21 protein-coding genes and 1 tRNA gene are annotated in these 19,256 nt (G+C 55.3%); 6 read left to right on the top strand and 16 right to left on the bottom strand.

What is annotated here, in order from left to right:
• The first annotated feature begins 183 nt into the window (after positions 1–183).
• A complete protein-coding gene (locus Q668_RS17225; RefSeq protein ID WP_022990664.1) occupies positions 184–423 on the top strand; it encodes a hypothetical protein in 240 nt (79 codons plus the stop codon).
• A 263-nt stretch (positions 424–686) separates the two neighbouring features.
• Here the strand turns inward: Q668_RS17225 and Q668_RS16145 are convergent, their stop codons facing one another.
• The 5 genes from Q668_RS16145 to Q668_RS16160 are packed head-to-tail and all read right to left on the bottom strand — an operon-like array spanning position 687 to position 3,333.
• The gene (locus Q668_RS16145) at positions 687–890 is read right to left on the bottom strand and encodes a hypothetical protein (protein ID WP_022990665.1); all 204 of its coding nucleotides are present in this window, start codon (positions 888–890) and stop codon (positions 687–689) included.
• Positions 891–931: 41 nt separating this feature from the next.
• The gene (locus tag Q668_RS16150) at positions 932–1,354 is read right to left on the bottom strand and encodes a c-type cytochrome (RefSeq protein WP_022990666.1); all 423 of its coding nucleotides are present in this window, start codon (positions 1,352–1,354) and stop codon (positions 932–934) included.
• On the bottom strand, positions 1,351–2,016 hold the full coding sequence (locus tag Q668_RS16155; protein WP_036220392.1) for an isoprenylcysteine carboxylmethyltransferase family protein: 666 nt from the start codon (positions 2,014–2,016) through the stop codon (positions 1,351–1,353). Before Q668_RS16155 ends, Q668_RS16150 begins: the two co-directional genes overlap by 4 nt.
• A 34-nt stretch (positions 2,017–2,050) precedes the next feature.
• On the bottom strand, positions 2,051–2,221 hold the full coding sequence (locus Q668_RS17015) for a DUF2933 domain-containing protein (RefSeq protein WP_022990668.1): 171 nt from the start codon (positions 2,219–2,221) through the stop codon (positions 2,051–2,053).
• A gap of 41 nt (positions 2,222–2,262) precedes the next feature.
• On the bottom strand, positions 2,263–3,333 hold the full coding sequence (locus Q668_RS16160) for a YncE family protein (protein WP_036220395.1): 1,071 nt from the start codon (positions 3,331–3,333) through the stop codon (positions 2,263–2,265).
• Between the two features lie 131 nt (positions 3,334–3,464).
• Between Q668_RS16160 and Q668_RS16165 the strand changes: the two genes are divergently transcribed.
• Positions 3,465–4,814, top strand: a complete 1,350-nt coding sequence (locus tag Q668_RS16165; RefSeq protein ID WP_227498385.1) for a hypothetical protein — start codon at positions 3,465–3,467, stop codon at positions 4,812–4,814.
• 60 nt (positions 4,815–4,874) lie between these two features.
• On the opposite strand, the gene Q668_RS16170 is transcribed toward Q668_RS16165, so the two are convergent.
• The 9 genes from Q668_RS16170 to Q668_RS16210 all read right to left on the bottom strand — a co-directional run bounded on the left by Q668_RS16170 (position 4,875) and on the right by Q668_RS16210 (position 13,530).
• Entirely contained in the window at positions 4,875–5,333 is a 459-nt protein-coding gene (locus tag Q668_RS16170) for a hypothetical protein (protein ID WP_022990672.1), read from the bottom strand.
• A gap of 184 nt (positions 5,334–5,517) precedes the next feature.
• On the bottom strand, positions 5,518–5,904 hold the full coding sequence (locus tag Q668_RS16175; protein ID WP_022990673.1) for a DUF302 domain-containing protein: 387 nt from the start codon (positions 5,902–5,904) through the stop codon (positions 5,518–5,520).
• A gap of 24 nt (positions 5,905–5,928) precedes the next feature.
• A complete protein-coding gene (locus tag Q668_RS16180) occupies positions 5,929–8,289 on the bottom strand; it encodes a heavy metal translocating P-type ATPase (protein ID WP_022990674.1) in 2,361 nt (786 codons plus the stop codon).
• Positions 8,282–8,509 (bottom strand): hypothetical protein, encoded by a 228-nt coding sequence (locus tag Q668_RS16185; RefSeq protein ID WP_022990675.1) that lies wholly within the window; start codon positions 8,507–8,509, stop codon positions 8,282–8,284. The genes Q668_RS16180 and Q668_RS16185 overlap by 8 nt, the downstream gene beginning before the upstream one ends.
• Before the next feature lie 27 nt (positions 8,510–8,536).
• Complete coding sequence (locus tag Q668_RS16190; RefSeq protein ID WP_081697632.1) at positions 8,537–9,892, bottom strand: APC family permease; 1,356 nt, start codon at positions 9,890–9,892, stop codon at positions 8,537–8,539.
• Between the two features lie 11 nt (positions 9,893–9,903).
• The gene (locus tag Q668_RS16195) at positions 9,904–10,257 is read right to left on the bottom strand and encodes a hypothetical protein (RefSeq protein ID WP_022990677.1); all 354 of its coding nucleotides are present in this window, start codon (positions 10,255–10,257) and stop codon (positions 9,904–9,906) included.
• Between the two features lie 151 nt (positions 10,258–10,408).
• Positions 10,409–11,158, bottom strand: coding sequence for a copper resistance protein B (locus Q668_RS16200; protein ID WP_036220397.1), 750 nt, complete (start codon positions 11,156–11,158; stop codon positions 10,409–10,411).
• Positions 11,155–12,912, bottom strand: coding sequence for a copper resistance system multicopper oxidase (locus tag Q668_RS16205; protein ID WP_036220399.1), 1,758 nt, complete (start codon positions 12,910–12,912; stop codon positions 11,155–11,157). Before Q668_RS16205 ends, Q668_RS16200 begins: the two co-directional genes overlap by 4 nt.
• 84 nt (positions 12,913–12,996) lie before the next feature.
• The gene (locus Q668_RS16210) at positions 12,997–13,530 is read right to left on the bottom strand and encodes a cupredoxin domain-containing protein (RefSeq protein ID WP_036220402.1); all 534 of its coding nucleotides are present in this window, start codon (positions 13,528–13,530) and stop codon (positions 12,997–12,999) included.
• Between the two features lie 200 nt (positions 13,531–13,730).
• On the opposite strand from Q668_RS16210, the gene Q668_RS16215 reads away from it, so the two are divergent.
• From Q668_RS16215 to Q668_RS16225, 3 genes are all read left to right on the top strand, one after another.
• Positions 13,731–14,396, top strand: coding sequence for a response regulator transcription factor (locus Q668_RS16215; RefSeq protein WP_022990681.1), 666 nt, complete (start codon positions 13,731–13,733; stop codon positions 14,394–14,396).
• Positions 14,383–15,717, top strand: a complete 1,335-nt coding sequence (locus Q668_RS16220; protein WP_036220404.1) for an ATP-binding protein — start codon at positions 14,383–14,385, stop codon at positions 15,715–15,717. Before Q668_RS16215 ends, Q668_RS16220 begins: the two co-directional genes overlap by 14 nt.
• Positions 15,718–15,866: 149 nt before the next feature.
• A complete protein-coding gene (locus tag Q668_RS16225; RefSeq protein WP_161628535.1) occupies positions 15,867–16,106 on the top strand; it encodes a hypothetical protein in 240 nt (79 codons plus the stop codon).
• Between the two features lie 17 nt (positions 16,107–16,123).
• Here the strand turns inward: Q668_RS16225 and Q668_RS16230 are convergent.
• Positions 16,124–16,200, bottom strand: a tRNA-Met gene (locus Q668_RS16230).
• A 102-nt stretch (positions 16,201–16,302) separates the two neighbouring features.
• Positions 16,303–17,640 (bottom strand): acetyl-CoA C-acetyltransferase, encoded by a 1,338-nt coding sequence (locus Q668_RS16235; RefSeq protein WP_022990684.1) that lies wholly within the window; start codon positions 17,638–17,640, stop codon positions 16,303–16,305.
• A gap of 187 nt (positions 17,641–17,827) precedes the next feature.
• Between Q668_RS16235 and Q668_RS16240 the strand changes: the two genes are divergently transcribed.
• Positions 17,828–19,234, top strand: coding sequence for a 3-oxoacyl-ACP reductase (locus Q668_RS16240; protein WP_022990685.1), 1,407 nt, complete (start codon positions 17,828–17,830; stop codon positions 19,232–19,234).
• Positions 19,235–19,256: the final 22 nt, after the last annotated feature.

Raw genomic sequence — 19,256 nt, forward strand, 5'->3', positions numbered from 1 at the left:
ATGCCTGGCGCACCAAAAAAATACCGCAGGGTAATTCCTGCGGCAAAGTCAACTCGTGGAGACGCAAGCGTCGGCTGGCTCGGGCTTCGAGCAGTCGACGTCCTGATCACGCTCAAGTAAATCACAGAAAACTGAAACTGAACTGAATTTCTTGAACGGTTTAAGGTAATTAAGGAGAGCATCATGAAAAAAATCATTATCGCTGCCGCAGCTGCCACTTTATTTTCTACAATGGCCACTGCCAATTCAGGATTGGCCGATCGAATTAATGAAGCGCGCACTTACCCGAACAAAACAGCCGACGCAAAAACCAGAATGATGACCTGCATGAAAGAAATGCAATCTCAAAAATCAATGAACGGGTCCAATGTCAATAAGCAGCAAAAAATATCAGTCAGAAACACACACCACAATCATACTTAAATAAATCCAGCGTGTTAGAGAATAACCAGTAGTCGACTGTCTCTTAGAACGACAGTCGACTATTTATTAAATATTGAAAATACAGAAAGTAATTTACTTCACTTCCACGATGCCTCTTCATTTGGCTCTCAGAGTCAACCACCCAAGAAACATCCATTTGACAATCAGGCCCGTTATCGGTGGCAAGAAAACCCATTGTGCAAGAGGAATTACCCCTGTGCCTGTCCATGTGACTACCGGCATTAACTCGCTATAATTCCATCTTAAACCTGCCGAACCATCCAGGCCTCCAGGTCCGGTTCCCAGGTCCAGTATTCGGTTTCGATACGCATGGTGAAACGGCCGTGGTTGCTGTCCGACCACAGGGTGGCCTCCATCCCCTCAATCAATGATTCCGCCGAGGGCGCACCACCCAGCGCACTGCCCGGAAAAACACTTAGAAAAGCCACCACCCATAAGCATTTCATACGCTGCCTCCTTGAGTTAATCGTCTGATTACCCAGAGAAATCAGAGCCCACTCCTTTCAGACCATGCCTCATAGATCCGCTTGTCCCATTTGCTCTGGAAATAGGCGATAGCGGCTTTTTGATCGTCCCTGGAGAGCTCGTCTGCGAAGGCCGGCATTTTCCCACCCATGGGGGCGCCACCTTGACTAATTGTACCCATCAGCGTGTCGAAGGAATGGTGCCAGGCATGACCTGTTCCGTTGAGCGGTGGCGGCGGGTAAGAGCCATCCTTCAGAGTCTTTTTCCAATTGAAAGCGCCTTGGGCATTGCCGCCATGGCAGCTTGCGCAGTTGTCGTCGAACACCACTGCGCCGCGCTCGACCTCAGCCTGTGTGTACCAGCGGTCATCCACCGTCTGTTTACCGCAGCCGCTGATTAGTGCGACTGCAAGAACGCCTACTGAGATAGTTGCCCCATGCATCATTCTTGTTCCTCGATTTCCTTGCGCCTCAAATTCCTCAATCGCGGAATAAAACGGGGAGTTCTGGCTGCATAGGCCCGCCAATCGGAGCCGAACGCTTTTTCTGTTTCACGCTCCTCGTGAATAGACAGGCGCGAGTACATCCACACCAGCACCGGGAACATGGCCAGCGTCAGCAGCGTTGGCCACTGCAGCAGAAAACCGAACATGATGAGCACAAAGCCGGAATACTGGGGGTGGCGAACGTGGGCATACAGGCCGGTTGTGGCCAACTGCCCTGCCTTTTGCGCGGCATACAGGGTACGCCAGCCAGCCGCAATCAGATAAAACCCGAGGCCAATAAACACTGTGCTCAAGAGATGAAACGGCCCAAAGTGTGGGGAACCCTTCCAACCAAACAGCATTTCCAGCAAGTGGCCACTGTCGTGAGCCAACCAGTTCACGTCGGGATACTGGCTCTGCAGCCAGCCGGAGAGGAAGTAGAGCGTCAGCGGGAACCCGTACATCTCGGTGAACAGTGCCACCAGAAACGCGCTGAAGGCACCAAACGAACGCCAGTCTCGGCGGGTCTGCGGTTTGAAAAAACTGAAGGCGAAGAATATGAAAATCGCCGAATTCAGCACCACTAGGCTCCAAAGGCCATAATCCGATGCACTATCAGTCATCACGCTGCTCTCCACTCTTTCCCGGTTGCTCTGCCTAGTGGTTATGTCCTCCATGCCCTCCGTGCATAAAAATATGGATCAGCGGACAAGCAAGCAGTATCAGCCAGGGCAAGGCGCCAAGCAGATGAACCTTGTGTTCTCCCCAGAGTAAAACCAGTGCGATAACGGCAAACATTGCCAAAGTAATTTTAAAGCGTCGATCCATGAGCGGTTCCTTTGCGAAAAAGCCAGTGTCAGAACAGAGTACTAATGGGCCTCAAGGGATATCTGATGGCCTATGCCGCTCAGCGCGATCTCATCAACCACATCGAGGGATTCCGGGTCGAGCACCCAAAGCTTGTTCTCTGCCCGACTGGTCACCAGTAGCTGGCCATCATAGGGAGAGACCGCAAGATGATAGGGCGCTGGAGCCATCGGCCTGGTGTGGCGGGCGCCGCTGGCTAGCTCAATCCGGACCACCTGGTTGCCGCCCTGGCTGGTGGCATAGAGGGTCTGGCCATCTGCGCTCAAGCCAACGCCATGGGGCGCCTCCCCAACCTCGTACCGGTTCGCCACCGCGCCTTTGGCAAGCTCAAGGACAAGAACCTGGCCGGATGCAGCATCATTCACGTAGAGCCGCTGGTTGCCGGGGGCAAGCACCATATGCTCTGGGTTGCCGCCAACTCGCAAATTGCGCTCGACGAACCAGTGCTCGGTATCCACTTCGCTGACCGTGCCATTACCGGTATTGCTGACCAGAAGGGATTGGCCGTCGTCGGTTTGCACCAGATAGTTGGGGGCCGGCCCCGTCGCCACAGTTTTGACCAACTGACCGGAATCCAGATCCACAACGCTGATACTGCCACTGGCAGGATGCGTGGAAACGGCATAGCGACCGTCGGAAGTCACCAGCACATGGTGCACCGGCCCCGGCACTTCCAGTTTGCGGTCAATCGTCTTTGTGGCCGTGTTCACCAAATAGAGCAGCCCGGTACTCCCTGCCTCCAATTCAGTAGACTCCCCGCCCCCATGATGAGCGGCGTGTTCATCTTCTGAAACGCCTTCGGGGCGACTAACCGGCTCCTGACGATCATGCGCCGACAAACTACCCACCACCAGATACCGGCCATCCGGGGTCAGTGCCGAACCGTGGGTATTCAGTGTGCCGCCAATGGACGACGTCACCTTGCGGTTTTCCAGATCAATAACGCCGACGGCATCCGCTGTGCCCATGGGAACAAATGCCCGGTTCGTGTCTGCGGCCACTATCAGCGAAAAACTCATAGCGACACTGGCCGTAATTCCAGCAATCCACTGCTTGCGAAACGAATGTTTCATAGCGTGGCCTTTTTGGTCAGAGGGTTTCAGTAAGATTTCCTCGCCCGGTAAGCAAGATCCCGAACAGGCATGGTCATTACTTGGCAGTCCATCACACCAAGCTGAAACAGGCCTGAAAACAGTTGCGAAACATGCATCCGTTTGACCAGAATCAAGGTGGAACGATTCACAATGACCATGGACGACCAATGCAAGACGTGCCCCAGGAAAACCAGCGAACAACCAAAACCCACGCCGACCAGCTCAACCGGCAGTGTTACTGCATCACTCTTGACCGAAAAGCGCTCACTGACAGCCTCCGGAAGCAGTTTTCAGGCATTGGGAACGAGCTGCCGACCACTCCTGAACTCCTTCATCTCTTTTCAAACACACCGGTTTTCGTTCCCCAGGCAGACATCGCGACGATGAAACGGATTGTTCAGGCGATCGAATTCGCAGCCGAGCTTCCGCCCTATAAGGAAAGAGCTCTGTCCTGGGCGCCGGACATCGCCGGTTTTGATCCAGGCCCCATCGGGGCCTTCATGGGCTACGACTTTCACCTGGGCGAGAACGGGCCTCAGCTGATCGAAATCAACACCAACGCCGGCGGCGCATTTCTGAACACGGTATTGGCCCGGGCTCAACACCGATGCTGTGACCCGTCCCAGCAGACCGCTGGCACCAACCGTGCACTGGATGGGTTCGAGGACGCGGTGTTTGCCATGTTCCAGCAGGAGTGGCAACGGCAAGGTGGCGACTCGACGCCCGGTTGCCTGGCCATTGTGGACGATGCCCCAGAATCCCAGTTTATGTTCCCGGAATTCCAACTGGCCCAGCAGTTATTCCAGGCCAGAGGTATTGAGACCTTGATCCTCGACCCATCGGAGCTTGAGTATGTTGATGGCGCTCTGAGCGCCCACGGCAAGCCTATCGACATGGTGTACAACCGCTTGGTGGATTTTGCCTTGGAGGCCCCGGCTCTTGGGGCGCTGAGGCGCGCCTACCTCGACGGCGCGGCGGTCGTCACGCCCAATCCACGCGCCCATGCGCTTATGGCCGACAAACGGAACCTGATCCTGCTATCTGATGCCCAAACCCTGCGCGACTGGGGCCTGAGTGAAACCGAGGCAGGATTTCTGGATAGAGCTGTACCGAAGACCCGGCTGGTTTCAGCAAGTGATGAGGCGGAGTTGTGGAGCAACCGGCGTAAACTGTTTTTCAAACCGGTAGCGGGCCATGGCAGCAAGGGCGTCTATCGGGGCGAAAAACTGACCCGCCGCGTTTTCGAAGAGATCCTGAAGGGTGATTACATCGCGCAGAACTTCGTTCCCGCCGGAGAACGCACGCTGAGAGTGGATGGCACGGTCACCACCAGAAAGGTCGATATCCGTTTGTACACCTATGCCGGGCAACATCTGCTTGCCGCTGCCCGTGTGTACCAGGGCCAGGCCACCAACTTTCGAACGCCGGGAGGTGGCTTTGCGCCCGTCTTTGAGGTGTGAAGGTGAGCCTCAATTGGAAACATTCAAAGGGATTAAGCCGTCAGCAAAAGTGCTCGGATCTCATAGATCCTGCATTCGGCCAACCTGACGAGCCAGTCTCATCGACTCATTTTCCTCCATCGCCAAAAGAGATTCGAACAGCTCTTTTGCTTCTGGAATTTCGGCTTTTCCAATCAGCGTTTTGTAGAGATCAATAATCTGATCATGAAAGTCGAACACTTCCCGGCAGATACCATCAAAATCAAGCTTCGCGTAAGGCTCGTCGCAGGTTCGATGAGTTTTGATCGGATTATGGGACAGGTAGTCGTACACCCGAGTTTCCAGTGCCTTCTTATCCCCTTGGTGCTCAAACTCGTTCACGATCCGCTCTATTTCCGATTCATGAGCTGCCAGATAATCCAAAAGCGCACGGGCCCGTTCTTCCTCGTGCTTTGTTGCGCAATGGGACAGACAGCTCGCCAGATGTGAGTGCAGATCGCGCGTCCAGTCGATCAGTTGTCCAAAAGTCTTTATATCCATATCTTTTTTCCTTTTTTCCTTTTTTCTTCTCCATAATATGACTGACATCAAATAGGTATCCCGTCGTCAAATGAGGAGTCCTATTTGCATTTCCAGTGTTCAGTTGGGCTATGCGCTCGCCTGGCTAATTCGCTAATCCATTGCAAACCGCAGGCACTGCAGCAAATCGACGCCTCTACCGGCTTCAGATCGATTCCACAACCTCAGAGAGCATATCCCTGACCTTCCCGGCAACCTGCTTGAGCTCGTCATTATCGATGGCGCTCATGGAAGCCAATGGATCCACTGCACTTACCTCAATGCCCTCCGAAACCTCACGAAGAATAACGTTGCAAGGCAGCATGGCACCCACGCGAGGCTCCACACCGATGGCTTCCCAGGCCATGCCAGGATTGCAGGCCCCGAGAATCCGATAGGCCAACATATCCTTGTCCAGCTTTTTCTTCATGGTGGCTTTGACATCAATTTCTGTCAGCACACCGAACCCGTGATCAGTGAGGGCCTGACGCGCTCTTCTGTCCACGTCCTCGAAATCGACATCTTTGATAACTCGATCGATCGTGTATGACATAGCTACCTCCAATGATTCAGAAGTTCATTGCTTTGACCCGAGTTTCACCACCCTCAAACGCAGCGCATTCACGATCACGCTGACCGAGGACAGCGACATGGCGGCCGCTGCAAAAATGGGCGACAGCAGTATCCCGAAAAACGGGTACAAAACCCCTGCCGCTATCGGAACACCGGCGGAGTTGTAAACGAAGGCGAAAAACAGGTTCTGACGGATATTGCGCATGGTCGCCAGAGACAAACGGCGCGCCTCGACAATGCCCATCAGGTCGCCGCGTAGCAGCGTAATGCCGGCGCTTTCGATGGCGACATCGGTCCCGGTGCCCATGGCCACACCGACATCCGCCGTTGCCAGTGCAGGCGCATCGTTTACGCCGTCACCCGCCATCACGACAACACGGCCTTCGTCTTTCAGGCGCTGGACGATCTTGCCCTTATCTTCCGGCAGGACTTCCGCTTCCACTTCGTCGATATGCAGTTTTCGGGCAACTGCTTCAGCTGAAGTGCGGTTATCGCCGGTCAGCATGACCACCCGGATGCCGTCTTTTTGCAGCGCGGAAATAGCGGCTTCGGTGGTTTCCTTGACCGGATCGGCAATCGCCAGCAACCCTGCGACGTTTCCGTCGACAGCAGCAAAAATCACGGTAGCACCATCTTTTCGGAGCTGGTCGGCGTCGCCGTCAAATCGCGTGGTGTCGACATTTTCCGACTCCATGAGAAGGCGGTTACCAAGTAGCACCCGCTTGCCGTCTATTCGACCGGTAACCCCTTTACCATTCGGAGAGTCAAAGTCTTCCGCATCCGGAAGCTTCAGGTCCATGCCCTTGGCTTTATCGAGTATGGCGTGAGCCAGTGGGTGCTCACTGCCTTTCTCCAGGCCGCCTGCATAACGCATGAGACTACTGTCATCGAACCCGTTGGCCGCGACAAGCCGGGTGACTTGCGGCTTGCCCTCTGTCAGCGTGCCGGTTTTATCCACCACCACGGTGTCCACCTTCTCCATACGCTCCAAGGCTTCCGCATCGCGAATCAGAACGCCACTTTGAGCACCGCGTCCGACACCCACCATGATGGACATGGGCGTCGCCAAGCCAAGTGCGCAAGGGCAGGCAATGATCAGAACACTGACCGCTGCAATCAGCCCGAACGCCATAGGCGGCGTGGGCCCGAAGAATGACCAGGCTATAAAGGCGATAATGGCGATCACGATCACCGCAGGCACAAAATAACCCGCCACCTTGTCGGCCAGGCCCTGAATGGGCGCGCGGCTGCGCTGGGCGCTCGCCACCATCTGCACAATCTGGGACAGCATGGTGTCACGGCCAACCTTGTCGGCCCGCATGATAAAGCTGCCCTGCTGGTTGATACTGCCGCCGATCACCTGGTCGCCGGATTTTTTGCTGACTGCCAAAGGCTCACCGGTCACCATGGATTCATCCACGTTGGAGCTGCCTTCAAGCACCTCGCCGTCCAACGGCACCTTGTCTCCCGGACGTACCCGCAAGCGGTCACCGACCTTGACCTGATCAAGCGACACATCGGATTCGCTGCCATCGTCGTCCAGTTTTCTGGCCGTCGCCGGTGCCAGATCCAGCAGGGCCTTGATGGCACCAGAGGTTTTCTCTCTGGCGCGCAATTCCAGCACCTGCCCCAGCAGCACCAGCACCACGATGACAGCAGCCGCCTCGAAGTAGACGGCGACCGACCCGTCTTCCTGCCGGAAGGCGCCTGGGAAGATCTGCGGCGCCAGGGTCGCCACCAGGCTGTAGATCAGCGCGACGCCGGTACCAATGGCAATGAGCGTAAACATGTTCAAGTTACGGCTAACCACGGATTTCCAACCCCGGACGAAGAAGGGCCAACCGCACCAGAGCACCACAGGCGTTGCCAGCACCAGTTGAATCCAGTTGGACATCTGCGGGGCTATAATGTGATCGAGTCCGGTGAGGTGCCCACCCATCTCCAGTACCAGTACAGGCAGGGCCAGCACCAGGCCGATCCAGAATCGGCGGGTCATGTCTTTGAGTTCTTCCGAAGGCCCGTCGTCCAGGCTTACCTGCTCGGGCTCTAGGGCCATGCCGCAGATTGGGCAGTCCCCTGGCCCTTGCTGCCGAATCTCGGGGTGCATGGGACAGGTATACATAGTGCCCGGCGCTACCGGCTCTTGCTGTTTCTTTTCCCAATCGAGGTACTGCTCAGGGTCCTCGTCGAATTTGGACTGGCAACGCGACGAGCAGAAGTACCAGGTTTTACCGCCATGCTGGCTGCGGTGTTCCGCGGTATGCGGATCGACTGCCATGCCGCAAACCGGATCCTTGGCGGTGTGCCCGCCAGGTTCTTTATCGGCGTGGTGATCGTGGTCATGGGCGTGATGGTGCTCAGCCATTCTGATCTCCTGTTTTATCGGCGGGCCAGTCTGCAAATGCAATGAAATACAGCAGAACCAGATTGACGATAGGGATCAGTATCAGTACACCCATCCACCCCGGATACCCCGTGCGCTGGCAAATACGCCAGGCCGGAATGACGACCACAATGGCAATCACCAGCATCCACAGCCAGTGGCCTGCCCACATGGTGTTCCCGAACATGTTATCTCCCATCATGGCAATAGCCTCTCTTCCTGATTCTGGTTAATGGTGACGATGCGCGTGACTCTCTTCCTGTTTCGCTTGCGCGGATTCCGGCGATCTTTTCAGGAAAATCTGCTCGGAGACTGCAAGCACAATCATGGTGACCACTGCCACGCCGATGACGAACGGGTCCGTATTCAGTTTTACCCAGACAAAGCCGCCCAGAGCCAAAAGATCCAACAAGATGGCTGTAGTTGGCACCCAGGTGTTGGCCTTGATGTCTTTGCGAAGATAGCGCAGTACACCCCAGTGAATGGCAATGTCCATAATCAGGTAAAACACGATACCCAGCGCGGCAATTCGTGACAGATCAAAGAAGGCGGTGAGGATCAGCCCCAGGACAACGGTATACACCAGTGTGTGTTTCTGGATGCTGCCGGGCATGCCAAAATGCCGATGTGGTACGAGCTTCATCTCCGTCAGCATCGCCAGCATGCGGGATACCGCGAAGACGCTGGCGAGAATACCGCCCGCCGTGGCCATCATGGCAATAGCGACAGTAAACCAGACACCGTAATCGCCGAGAGCGGGACGCGCAGCAGCAGCGAGGGAGTAATCCTGCGTTTCGATAATTTCAGCCAGTGACAGGTTGCTGGCGACCGCGAAGCCCACCAGCGTGTAGATCACCACGCAGGCGGCAATGGAAATCACGATGGCGCGCCCGACGTTTCGCTTTGGGTCTATTACTTCCGAACCACTATTGGTGATGGTCGTAAAGCCTTTGAACGCCAGAATCCCCAGTGCGGTTGCGCCCAGGAAGTTGCCCAGCGCTCCGGCTTCACCGGGCTCCGAAAAATCAACCGAGACTGAGTCGGCAATCCAGATCCCGACCAGACCGAAAATCAGTATGCCGCCGATTTTCAGGATCCCGATAAAGGAAGCCACCCCCTGAATCATCCGATTGCCGAGCAGGTTGATCACGAAAGCCACGAGGATTAATGCCACCCCCAGAATGGGCACCATACGGCCGCTTTCGTCCCCTCCGAATAGTTGCATGGTGTAAGAGCCAAAGGTCCGGGCCAGGAAGCTCTGAGCGATGACCATGGAAAAATACATCAACAGGGCGTTGAAAGCCGTTGGCAGCCGGTTTCCGTAGGCCTTGTGCAGGTACATGCCGATACCGCCGGCGGAAGGGTAGGTATTGGAGATCTTGATGTAGGAATAGGCGCTGAAGCTCACAATCACCGCTGCAGCGAGAAAGGCCAGCGGGAATAGCACACCGGTCATCTGCGCCATCTGCCCGGTAAGTGCAAAAATACCGGCGCCAATCATGACACCGGTACCCAGCATAACCGTTCCAGGTAAAGTGAGACTGCCTTCCTGATAGCGAGTGGTTCGATCTTCCTCCCTGCTCATTCAACCTCCTGTTATTTTTTCATGGGTGGAATCTTGGAACAGCAGAACGGCTCATGCTTGGCATTTGCCCGGACGTTGTCGTCGGTAAACCGGTACCAGGCCAGTTTGCGCCGGGCCCACCATCCGGATTTTAATCGGCCACCGTAGGCCTTGATCAGTTCCAGTAATTCATCGACGGTCCAGTGAGTTCCGTCGTACGTCACCTGCAATGTGCCATTCGGCTTACGCTCGGCGAAATCAACGCAGGGGTGGTGATTCAGATCGTGGATGAGCCCCTCCCACTGATCCTCTCCAAGCCCCTCGACGGTCATTTTTCGGCGCAACAAAAACTGCTCCTGGTTGGTTGCTTTGTGTGCTTTGGTCATGGGGTGACACCTCTCTTCCTGATGACTTCTCCCTGTATCAAAACACTTCAACCTGAACTGCGACTGAAAATGGACACATGCTTTCGGTGAATTTGAGTTACATCAAATCATAGACGAAAAAAGGCCATGGGTTTCCCATGGCCCTTCAGCATCAGAATGCGATTCGAGCGCCGATGACGGCAAACCAGTCTTCTGTGCCGCCGCCTTCGGCTTTAGCGAGATCTGCGGTATCGCCGTACTTGCGCTCATGCACCACACCCACATAAGGCGAGAACGCACGGTCTATCAGGTCGTAGCGGAGCCGGAGGCCGGTTTCGGTGGAAACCAATCCTTTGCCGACACCAATCTCTTCATCCTCACTGAACGCTACCGTTGCATCCAGCGTCGCAGACAGGATCCAGTAATTGGTGAACAGCAATTCGTACTCAGCGTCCAGTTCGGCTAACGTATCACCATCCTTGCTGACGTACAGGTTTGCATCGATCTCAAACCATTGGGGCGCCAGGCCGGCGACACCGAGAACGGCGTATGTCCGGTCCGGCCCTTCCGGAGTATCGAAACGCACGCCCGCTTTGGCGTCGAAGAACTTGGAGATAGGGATCTGGCCGACCAGCTGGTTTTCCAGCGTTTCGTAGGCCTGCTCCTCTATCTCGTACTCCCCGGTTGTGAGCAGCCGGACTTTAAAGTCGTCGGTGCCATAGAAGGCATCCGCATTCCAGACGCCCAGCTCCTCGTCATCGTCGCTGTAGCGGTACTCAAATTCCTCGAATTGAACGCCCCAGGTTGTGAGCGGCTGTTTACGAGCGGTAGTGTCAGAAATCATTTCCTGAGCTGTCACCGCCGTTGAGAAGCCAACAGAGGCAATAAGACTGACTGCGACAAGTGATCGAATACAGCTCATACCTCACCTCCATCTTCAGCAATCGCGTCTGTTTTCGCCTGGGTTGAATCCGGGCCACCTTCGACAATCACCTTACGGAACATTCCGGCCGCCGCGTGGTAGGAAAGGTGGCAATGGAACGCCCACTGCCCCGGGGCATCGACTTCGGTTTCCATGTACACAGTGGTGCCCGGATTCACGCTCACAGTGTGCTTGATGGGATTCCACTGGCCGGCGCCGACGTCCAAAATCGACCACATGCCGTGCAGGTGCATTGGATGCGTCATCATGGTTTCGTTAACAAACTTGAAGCGGACCCGCTCACCGTATTTCAGACGAATCGGATCGGCGTCTTCATACTTGACGCCATTAATGCTCCAGGTGTAACGCTCCATATTGCCGGTCAGGCGAAGCTCGATTTCCCGGGTCGGTTCGCGGTCTTCATACAACGGATCCTGAGCCTTCAGGTCGGCGTAAGACAGAAATTTACCGCCATTAGCAGCTTTGGGCATGAGGCCACTGCCCTTGGCATAGAAAGGATCGCTTTTATCTTCTTTTCCCATCGTCATGGAACCATGGTCCATACCTTCCATATTGGAATGATCCATGCTGTCCATGTTGGAGTGGTCCATTCCCTCCATTGAGGAGTGATCCATCCCGGACATATCTTCTGAGCTGCCCATATCCATGCCTCCATGATCCATCCCCGCCATGCTGCCATGGTCCATACCGGGCATACCGCTCATGTCTGCCATAGTCAGGCGCGCCGGATCACGCAGTTGCGGAACAGCCGCTTCCATACCTTCTTCGGGGGCCAACGTTGCCCTGGCATAGCCGGAACGCCCCATGGATTCAGCGAAAATAGTGTAGGCCTGCTCATCTTTCGGGTGGACGATCACATCATAGGTTTCCGCCACACCGATCCGGAACTCGTCCACGTTAACGGGCTGAACGTTGTTGCCATCGGCCTGTACAACCGTCATGTCCAGACCGGGAATCCGTATGTCGAAGTAGGTCATGGCCGAGGAGTTGATGAACCGCAGCCGGATGCGTTCTCCGGGCTCAAAAAGGCCAGTCCAGTTCTGCTCCGGCCCTTTGCCATTGATCAGGCCGGTAAATCCCTGCACATCTTCGACATCCGCTTTCATCATGCGCATGTTTCCCCAGGCAAGGCGATCCTCAAGCGTACGCCAGAATCCCTGGCTCGAGGCATCGGAGAAAAACTCGCCAATGGTCTGCTGCTGACGATTGTAGTAATCCGGCATCATTTTCAGGTTGCGCATGATGCGGTCACCGGAATGGGGGTGCTTGTCAGTCAGCTGCACCACATATTCACGATCGTAGCGGAATGGCTCACGGCCCTCGGGCTCGATGACAATGGCACCATAGGCGCCGTCCGGCTCCTGAAAACCAGAGTGGCTGTGGAACCAGTAGGTGCCTGCCTGCTGGATAGGAAACTCATAGGTAAAGGTTTCACCCGGCTTGATGCCCGGGAAACTGATACCAGGCACACCGTCCTGGTTAAAAGGAAGGATCAGGCCGTGCCAGTGAATGGACGTCATCTCATCCAGGTTGTTGGTTACGTTGATCCGGACGTTCTCGCCTTCCTTGAAACGCATTACCGGTCCCGGAGATGCGCCGTTGTATCCAATGCCTTCCTTCACAAAATCGCCGGTATCAATTTTTACCCGGTCGACCGTAAGGTCGTATTCGCCGGCCAGAACCATGGCTGGCATCAGCAGGCTCAAAAGCCCTGTCAAAAAGCGTGGTTTCATCTGTGTTGCTCCGAACTACACGTCATTGAAGCCGGGCCGAGAAACGTGTCTCAGCCCCGCGCTCGCGGACCTCAGTTAAGCGAGTTACTCGAAATTGACCTTACCGTACATCCCGGCCTGATAGTGGCCCGGCACGTTGCAGGCAAATTCGATATTGCCTTTATCAGAGAACTTCCATACCACTTCTTTACTTTGGCCCGGTTCCAGCAACACGCTGTTCGGGTCGTCATGCTTCATGGAATGGCCATTCCCCATATCCATATTCATCATGTCGTGGTTCAGCTTGCCGCCCTGGATGACGCCATGCTCAACCATCATCATCATTTCCTCCTGATGGCCCTCGTGCATCTCTGGGGTGCCGATGTTGAATTCGTGAACGAGGTTCCCTTTGTTCTCCACCATGAACCGCACCGTTTCCCCGGGGCTTACGGTGATTGATTCCGGTTCATAGTAGTTGTCGTACATTTCGACAGTTATGGTTCGGCTGGCCTCCGACGCTTTGCCAGGTTCACCGCTTGTAGCGCCGTGCCCGTGGCCACCATCATGGGCGCCAGCCGCAAACGCTGTTGCCGACATTGAAAACGCCATACCCGCTACGAATAGTTTTGATGCATTCATCTTTTTATCCTCTGTAAAATAAAAATCGCGAAAACACTGCTGGATTGAGCCCCAATCTTGAGCAATGTCCAGAATCGGTTGTTACCTTCTCTCACTAACCTGAATTCTTTCTGAAAAACTCGAACTATTTTCCGTTCAGGCTGAATTCAGGTTAATCAGTCACACTTTCGACCGCGGACCATACATAGAAGGAAAAACTCATGCGTTTACTGCTCGTCGAAGATGACCGCTTGCTTGCTGAGGGTCTGGTCAGGCAGTTGGGAAAAGCAGGTTTCAGCGTTGATACAACTCCCAGTGCCCGAGAAGCCGTCGTTCTGGGTGAGCAAGAGGATTACCGTGCTGTTGTTCTGGACCTGGGTCTACCTGATGGCAACGGGCTGGACGTATTGAGAAAGTGGCGAACGAATCACGTCAGCTGTCCGGTCTTGATTCTGACCGCGAGAGGCGATTGGCAGGATAAGGTTAACGGCTTAAAAGCCGGGGCAGACGATTACCTGGCAAAACCTTTTCAGACAGAAGAGCTAATCGCACGCCTCAACGCACTCGTGCGTCGAAGTGAAGGAAGGGTCCATGCTCAGGTTAAAGCCGGCCGCTTTGAACTGGACGAAAACCGCCAGAGTCTCAAGATGGACGACGGCGTGGAACATACACTTACCGGCACCGAATTCCGGCTGCTACGTTGTTTGATGAGCCGCCCTGGCCACGTCTTTTCCAAAGAACAACTAATGGAACAGCTTTACAACTTGAATGATAGCCCGAGCGAAAACGTCATTGAGGCGTATATTCGGAGGTTAAGGAAGCTAGTGGGCAGCGAAACCATCTCAACACGACGCGGCCAGGGGTACATTTTTAATGCGATTCCTTAAAAAGCCTGCGTCCGTAAAAGGAACCTTGCTTGCGCTGTTACTGCCCGCCGGAATTGGTCTAATGGGGGTGGCGTGGTTGGTCCATGGCTTGCTGCTCGACCGAATGTCTCGGGAATTCGTTGAAAGCCGACTGAAAGATGAAGTCGTTTTCCTTGAGCACCAGATTCGCGACGCGAATGGTGAAGTTGACACTCTCCAGACGGGCGATTATTTCCAGGATGTTTTTCATCATGCCTTTGCCATACATACACCCGAACAGACCATCATTTCACCCGATACTTGGGAGCCCTTGTTAACGCCTCTGATTGAAAACGAAGAAGACGGAACCGTTCGCGTAGAAGATGCCGAAACCACTGATACTCCCTTAGACATCCTCGCCTACCGAAAGTCTTTTCAGGTCGGTGAAACACCCATCGTCGTAATCGTTTCTGAAGATCTGGGTGCGCTGAAACGCAGCCAAGCTGCACTTCATGCATGGACCGCCGTAGTATCAGTTCTGTTGATTATGCTCTTGGTCGCCGTGCTCTGGTTCGGAATCACGATGTCCATGCGACCGGTTGTCACACTCAAAGCCGCATTAAAAAGACTCCAGGACGGAGAGATCTCCCGAATCAACGTTCAGTCGCCAGAGGAGTTCTACCCGCTGGTTCTTCAACTAAATCAGTTGCTGGACTCCTTAGATCAGCGACTGGAGCGCTCCAGGGACGCTCTCGCAAACCTGTCTCATAGCGTCAAAACCCCCATCGCAGCCGTCCGGCAGATACTGGAAGACGACACACGTCCTCTCGACACCAATCTAAGGCGCCAGATGGTGGAGCGACTAAGCGATATCGACAGGCAATTAGAAGCTGAAATGCGTCGAAGCCGTTTTGCAGGGCCCCAGATTGGAAAAAGCGCCTACCCCATAAAACAGGCACGGGATCTTTTGTGGATGCTCGGTCGTTTATATCCGGAAAAGTCGTTTGAACTATCGAGTTCTCTGCCTGAAGACAGCCGATGGCCGATAGAAGAACATGATCTTAATGAAGTATTGGGCAACTTACTGGACAATGCTGGCAAATGGTCTTCGAGATGCGTAGAGCTCTCTGTGGAACAAGGCAGCGGCTTCAAGCGAATAGTTGTTGCTGATGATGGCCCAGGGGTTAATCACAAGGATTTAGCCAGTTTGGGCCAAAGGGGTCTGCGGCTAGATGAGCAAACACCTGGGCACGGTCTCGGCCTTGCTATCGTTCGAGATATAGTGACTCGCTATGAAGGTAAAATCAGCTTTTCGACTAAGTCCTGTAGCGGTTTACGCGTTTCTATCGAATTATTAAGATAAACTCGAATGTTCGCTTTTGTTTAATAGCGAACAGAACATGCCTCAGACGATCATCCGGGGCGGAACGAGCTTTGCGAGCACGGCGATGGTCTTGGCCGATGGTTTCCTTCCGGGTGACCGAGCGCACTTCCACAGAGATTGCCGGCGCTATGGCCGAGAATCCGGGCCTGCAGCTCGTGCTGACGTTCTTCAGCGGCAAGCTGACGGCGATACGCCCGGGAAAACAGTTTTTTCAGGTAATGTGGAGCGCTTTAAGTTTGTCGCTGGTGATATCGAAGCGGCTGGCTGGAGGTGCCAGGTCACAAAAATTGGCACAGATATGTCACATATTCGTCACAGGGAAGTTTGGCGGCCCCAAATGCAAAAAAGGCAGACCAGTAAGCAACTGATCTGCCTTTCTTTTTTATGGTAGCGGGGGCAGGATTCGAACCTACGACCTTCGGGTTATGAGCCCGACGAGCTACCAGACTGCTCCACCCCGCATCAAACTGGTTGTTGGCTTCGGGGGCCAGCCCCGATCAACGTGGCGCGAATAATACGGGCTGGAATGCTGCCTGTCAAAGGTTATTACGGTTTTCCCGTAACTTAGCGCTCCAGGATCGCTGTTACGCCCTGACCACCGGCCGCACAGATGGAGATCAGCCCCCGGCCACCGCCCTTTTCCTCCAGCAATTTCGCCAGCGTCGCGACAATACGGCCGCCGGTTGCCGCAAACGGGTGGCCGGTGGCCAGGCTGGAGCCTTTCACGTTCAGTTTCGCCTTGTCGATGCTGCCCAGTGGTTTATCCAGGCCCAGCCGCTCCTTGCAGAAGGCAGGATCTTCCCAGGCTTTCAGGGTAGACAGCACCTGTGCGGCAAAGGCTTCGTGGATTTCATAGAAGTCGAAATCCTGCAGAGTCAGGCCGGCTTTCTCCAGCATCCGGGGCACGGCGTAGGCCGGCGCCATCAGGAGGCCTTCTTTCTTGTCGACAAAGTCTACGGCAGCCACTTCCGAGAAAGTCAGCCAGGCTTTTACTTCCATATTGTTGGCCTTGGCCCACTCCTCGCTGGCCAGCAGCACACAGGAAGAACCATCCGTCAGCGCGGTGCTGTTGGCGGCGGTCATGGTGCCGTTCTCACGACCAAAGCAGGGCTTCAGGGTGGCCAGTTTTTCCATCGTAGTGTCCGGGCGCAGGATGTTGTCTTTCTCCAGCCCGGCCATAGGCGTTACAAGGTCGTCGAAAAAGCCTTCTTCATAGGCTTTGGCCAGCTTCTGATGGCTTTCCCAGGCCAGCCGGTCCTGGTCTTCCCGGGCGATGTTCCATTCCTTTGCGGTTACCTGGCAGTGATCACCCATCGACATACCCGTGCGGGGTTCGCCGTTCTCCGGAATTTCCGGCACCAGGTGGCCCGGGCGGAACCGGCCCAGAATTTTCAGGCGTTCCTTGGTCGTTTTCGCGCGGTTAAGATCCAGCAGAATCTCCCGCAGACCTTCACCTACGCCGATAGGCGCATCGGAAGTGGTGTCTGTGCCGCCGGCAATGCCGCATTCAATCTGCCCCAGGGCAATCTTGTTTGCCACCAGAATGGCAGCCTCCAGGCCCGTGCCACAGGCCTGCTGGATATCGTAGGCCGGGGTTTCCGGGGCCAGTCCGGAGCTGAGCACGGATTCCCGGGTCAGGTTGAAGTCCCGGGAATGCTTGATCACTGCACCGGCAACCACTTCGCCCATTCGCATACCCTGCAGGTTGTAGCGGTCGACCAGACCGCGCAGTGCTGAGGTAAGCAACTCCTGGTTGCTGATTTTGCTGTAGGCGGTATTGGAACGGGCAAACGGAATCCGGTTGCCGCCGATCACCGCAACGCGGCGAACGGTCTGGGTATTTCCCTTGGTGCTGCCCGCGGTGCCAGTAGCGCCTTGGGTGGTTTTCTTTGCCTGGGCCATTGCAGTCTTCCCTTTCAATAAGTACGGATTCAGATAATCTGAGGTTACAGCAAAGTCTAGCGATTGACGCCCCGGGCTCATTGGCAAGCCTGACAACGCGGTCCCTGCGTTGAGTCAATCCATTAGCCGGCAGAATCTTTACCCTTTAGCCTAAATTGCACTCAACCGCATCAACAAGGAAGAAACCATGTCTGACCTCTACCTGAAAATCGTAAACACCCCTGTCGGCAAAACGGCCGCCCAATCCCTGGGCCTGCCCTCGCCGGCTCCGCTGAAACGCCTGAAGCGTGTGGATCAGCCTTTCATTGAAGGTGATGTGCTGATTGGTGCCGGTAACGGCGCCAGGGCCATCGCAACCCTCGGTTCTGTTCTTGGCGCCAGCCCGGCCAACCTGTTCCACGCCACCGGCCCGGACACCCTGGCGGAATCTTCCCAGGCCGGCAACAAGGCCAAGCCTTTTGAGCTGGGCGCCAACAGTGAAGGTAAGTTTTCCGCCCTGGTGTTTGATGCCACCGGCCTGAAAACCCCGCAGGATCTGCGGGCCCTGTACGACTTCTTCCACCCGACCATCCGCAAACTGGCCGCCAATGGCCGGGTGCTGGTGATCGGCCAGGACCCCCACACCTGCCGCAAGGCTCCGAACGCCGCCGCTCAACAAGCACTGGAAGGTTTTGTGCGGGCCGTTGGCAAGGAAATCGGCAAGAAAGGCTCTACGGCTAACCTGGCCTGGATTGCGCCAAATGCCGAAAACCAGCTGGACTCTACCGTGCGCTTCTTCCTGTCGGCCCGGTCTGCCTATGTGTCCGGCCAGGTCGTTCGTATCGGCAAGGCTGAGGAAGCCAGGGCCACCAATCCGGTTGCCCCGCTCACCGGCAAGGTTGCCCTGGTTACGGGAGCTTCCCGCGGCATTGGTGCAGCCATCGCCGAAACCCTGGCCCGGGACGGCGCCACCGTAATCGGCCTGGACATTCCCCCGGCCATGGAAGAACTGCAGAAGGTTACTGGCGCCATCAAAGGCAAGGCACTGGCTTGCGATATTACCGATGAAAAAGCCCCCAAGCTGATTGCCGATTTCATCGAAAAGGAAACCGGTGGCGTGGATTTTGTCGTCCATAACGCAGGTATCACCCGCGACAAAACACTTGGTAATATGCCGGAGCACTTCTGGGATATGACCATCGCGGTAAACCTGACTGCCGAGGAGCTGATCGACGAGGAACTGGCTGAGCGTAACCTGATGCGCGACAACGGCCGGATTGTGTGCATTTCCTCCATCAGCGGCATTGCCGGCAACTTCGGCCAGACCAACTACTCTTGCGCCAAGAGCGGCGTGATCGGCTATGTAGAGTCTATGGCGAAGCACCTGAAAAACGGCATTACCATTAACGCCATCGCCCCGGGCTTTATCGAAACCCAGATGACTGCTGCCATGCCGTTTACGATTCGTGAAGCGGGCCGGCGCATGAACAGCCTGTCTCAGGGCGGCCATCCGGTGGATGTCGCCGAAGCCATCGCCTGGTACTGCAACCCGGCCTCTGCCGGTGTAAACGGCAACATCGTGCGGGTATGCGGGCAGTCACTGATTGGCAAATAAAAAGATCGAGTAGGAGGGGGAG

The organism is Marinobacter sp. ES-1 (genome assembly GCF_000475255.1).
Classification (GTDB): Bacteria; Pseudomonadota; Gammaproteobacteria; order Pseudomonadales; family Oleiphilaceae; genus Marinobacter; species Marinobacter vinifirmus.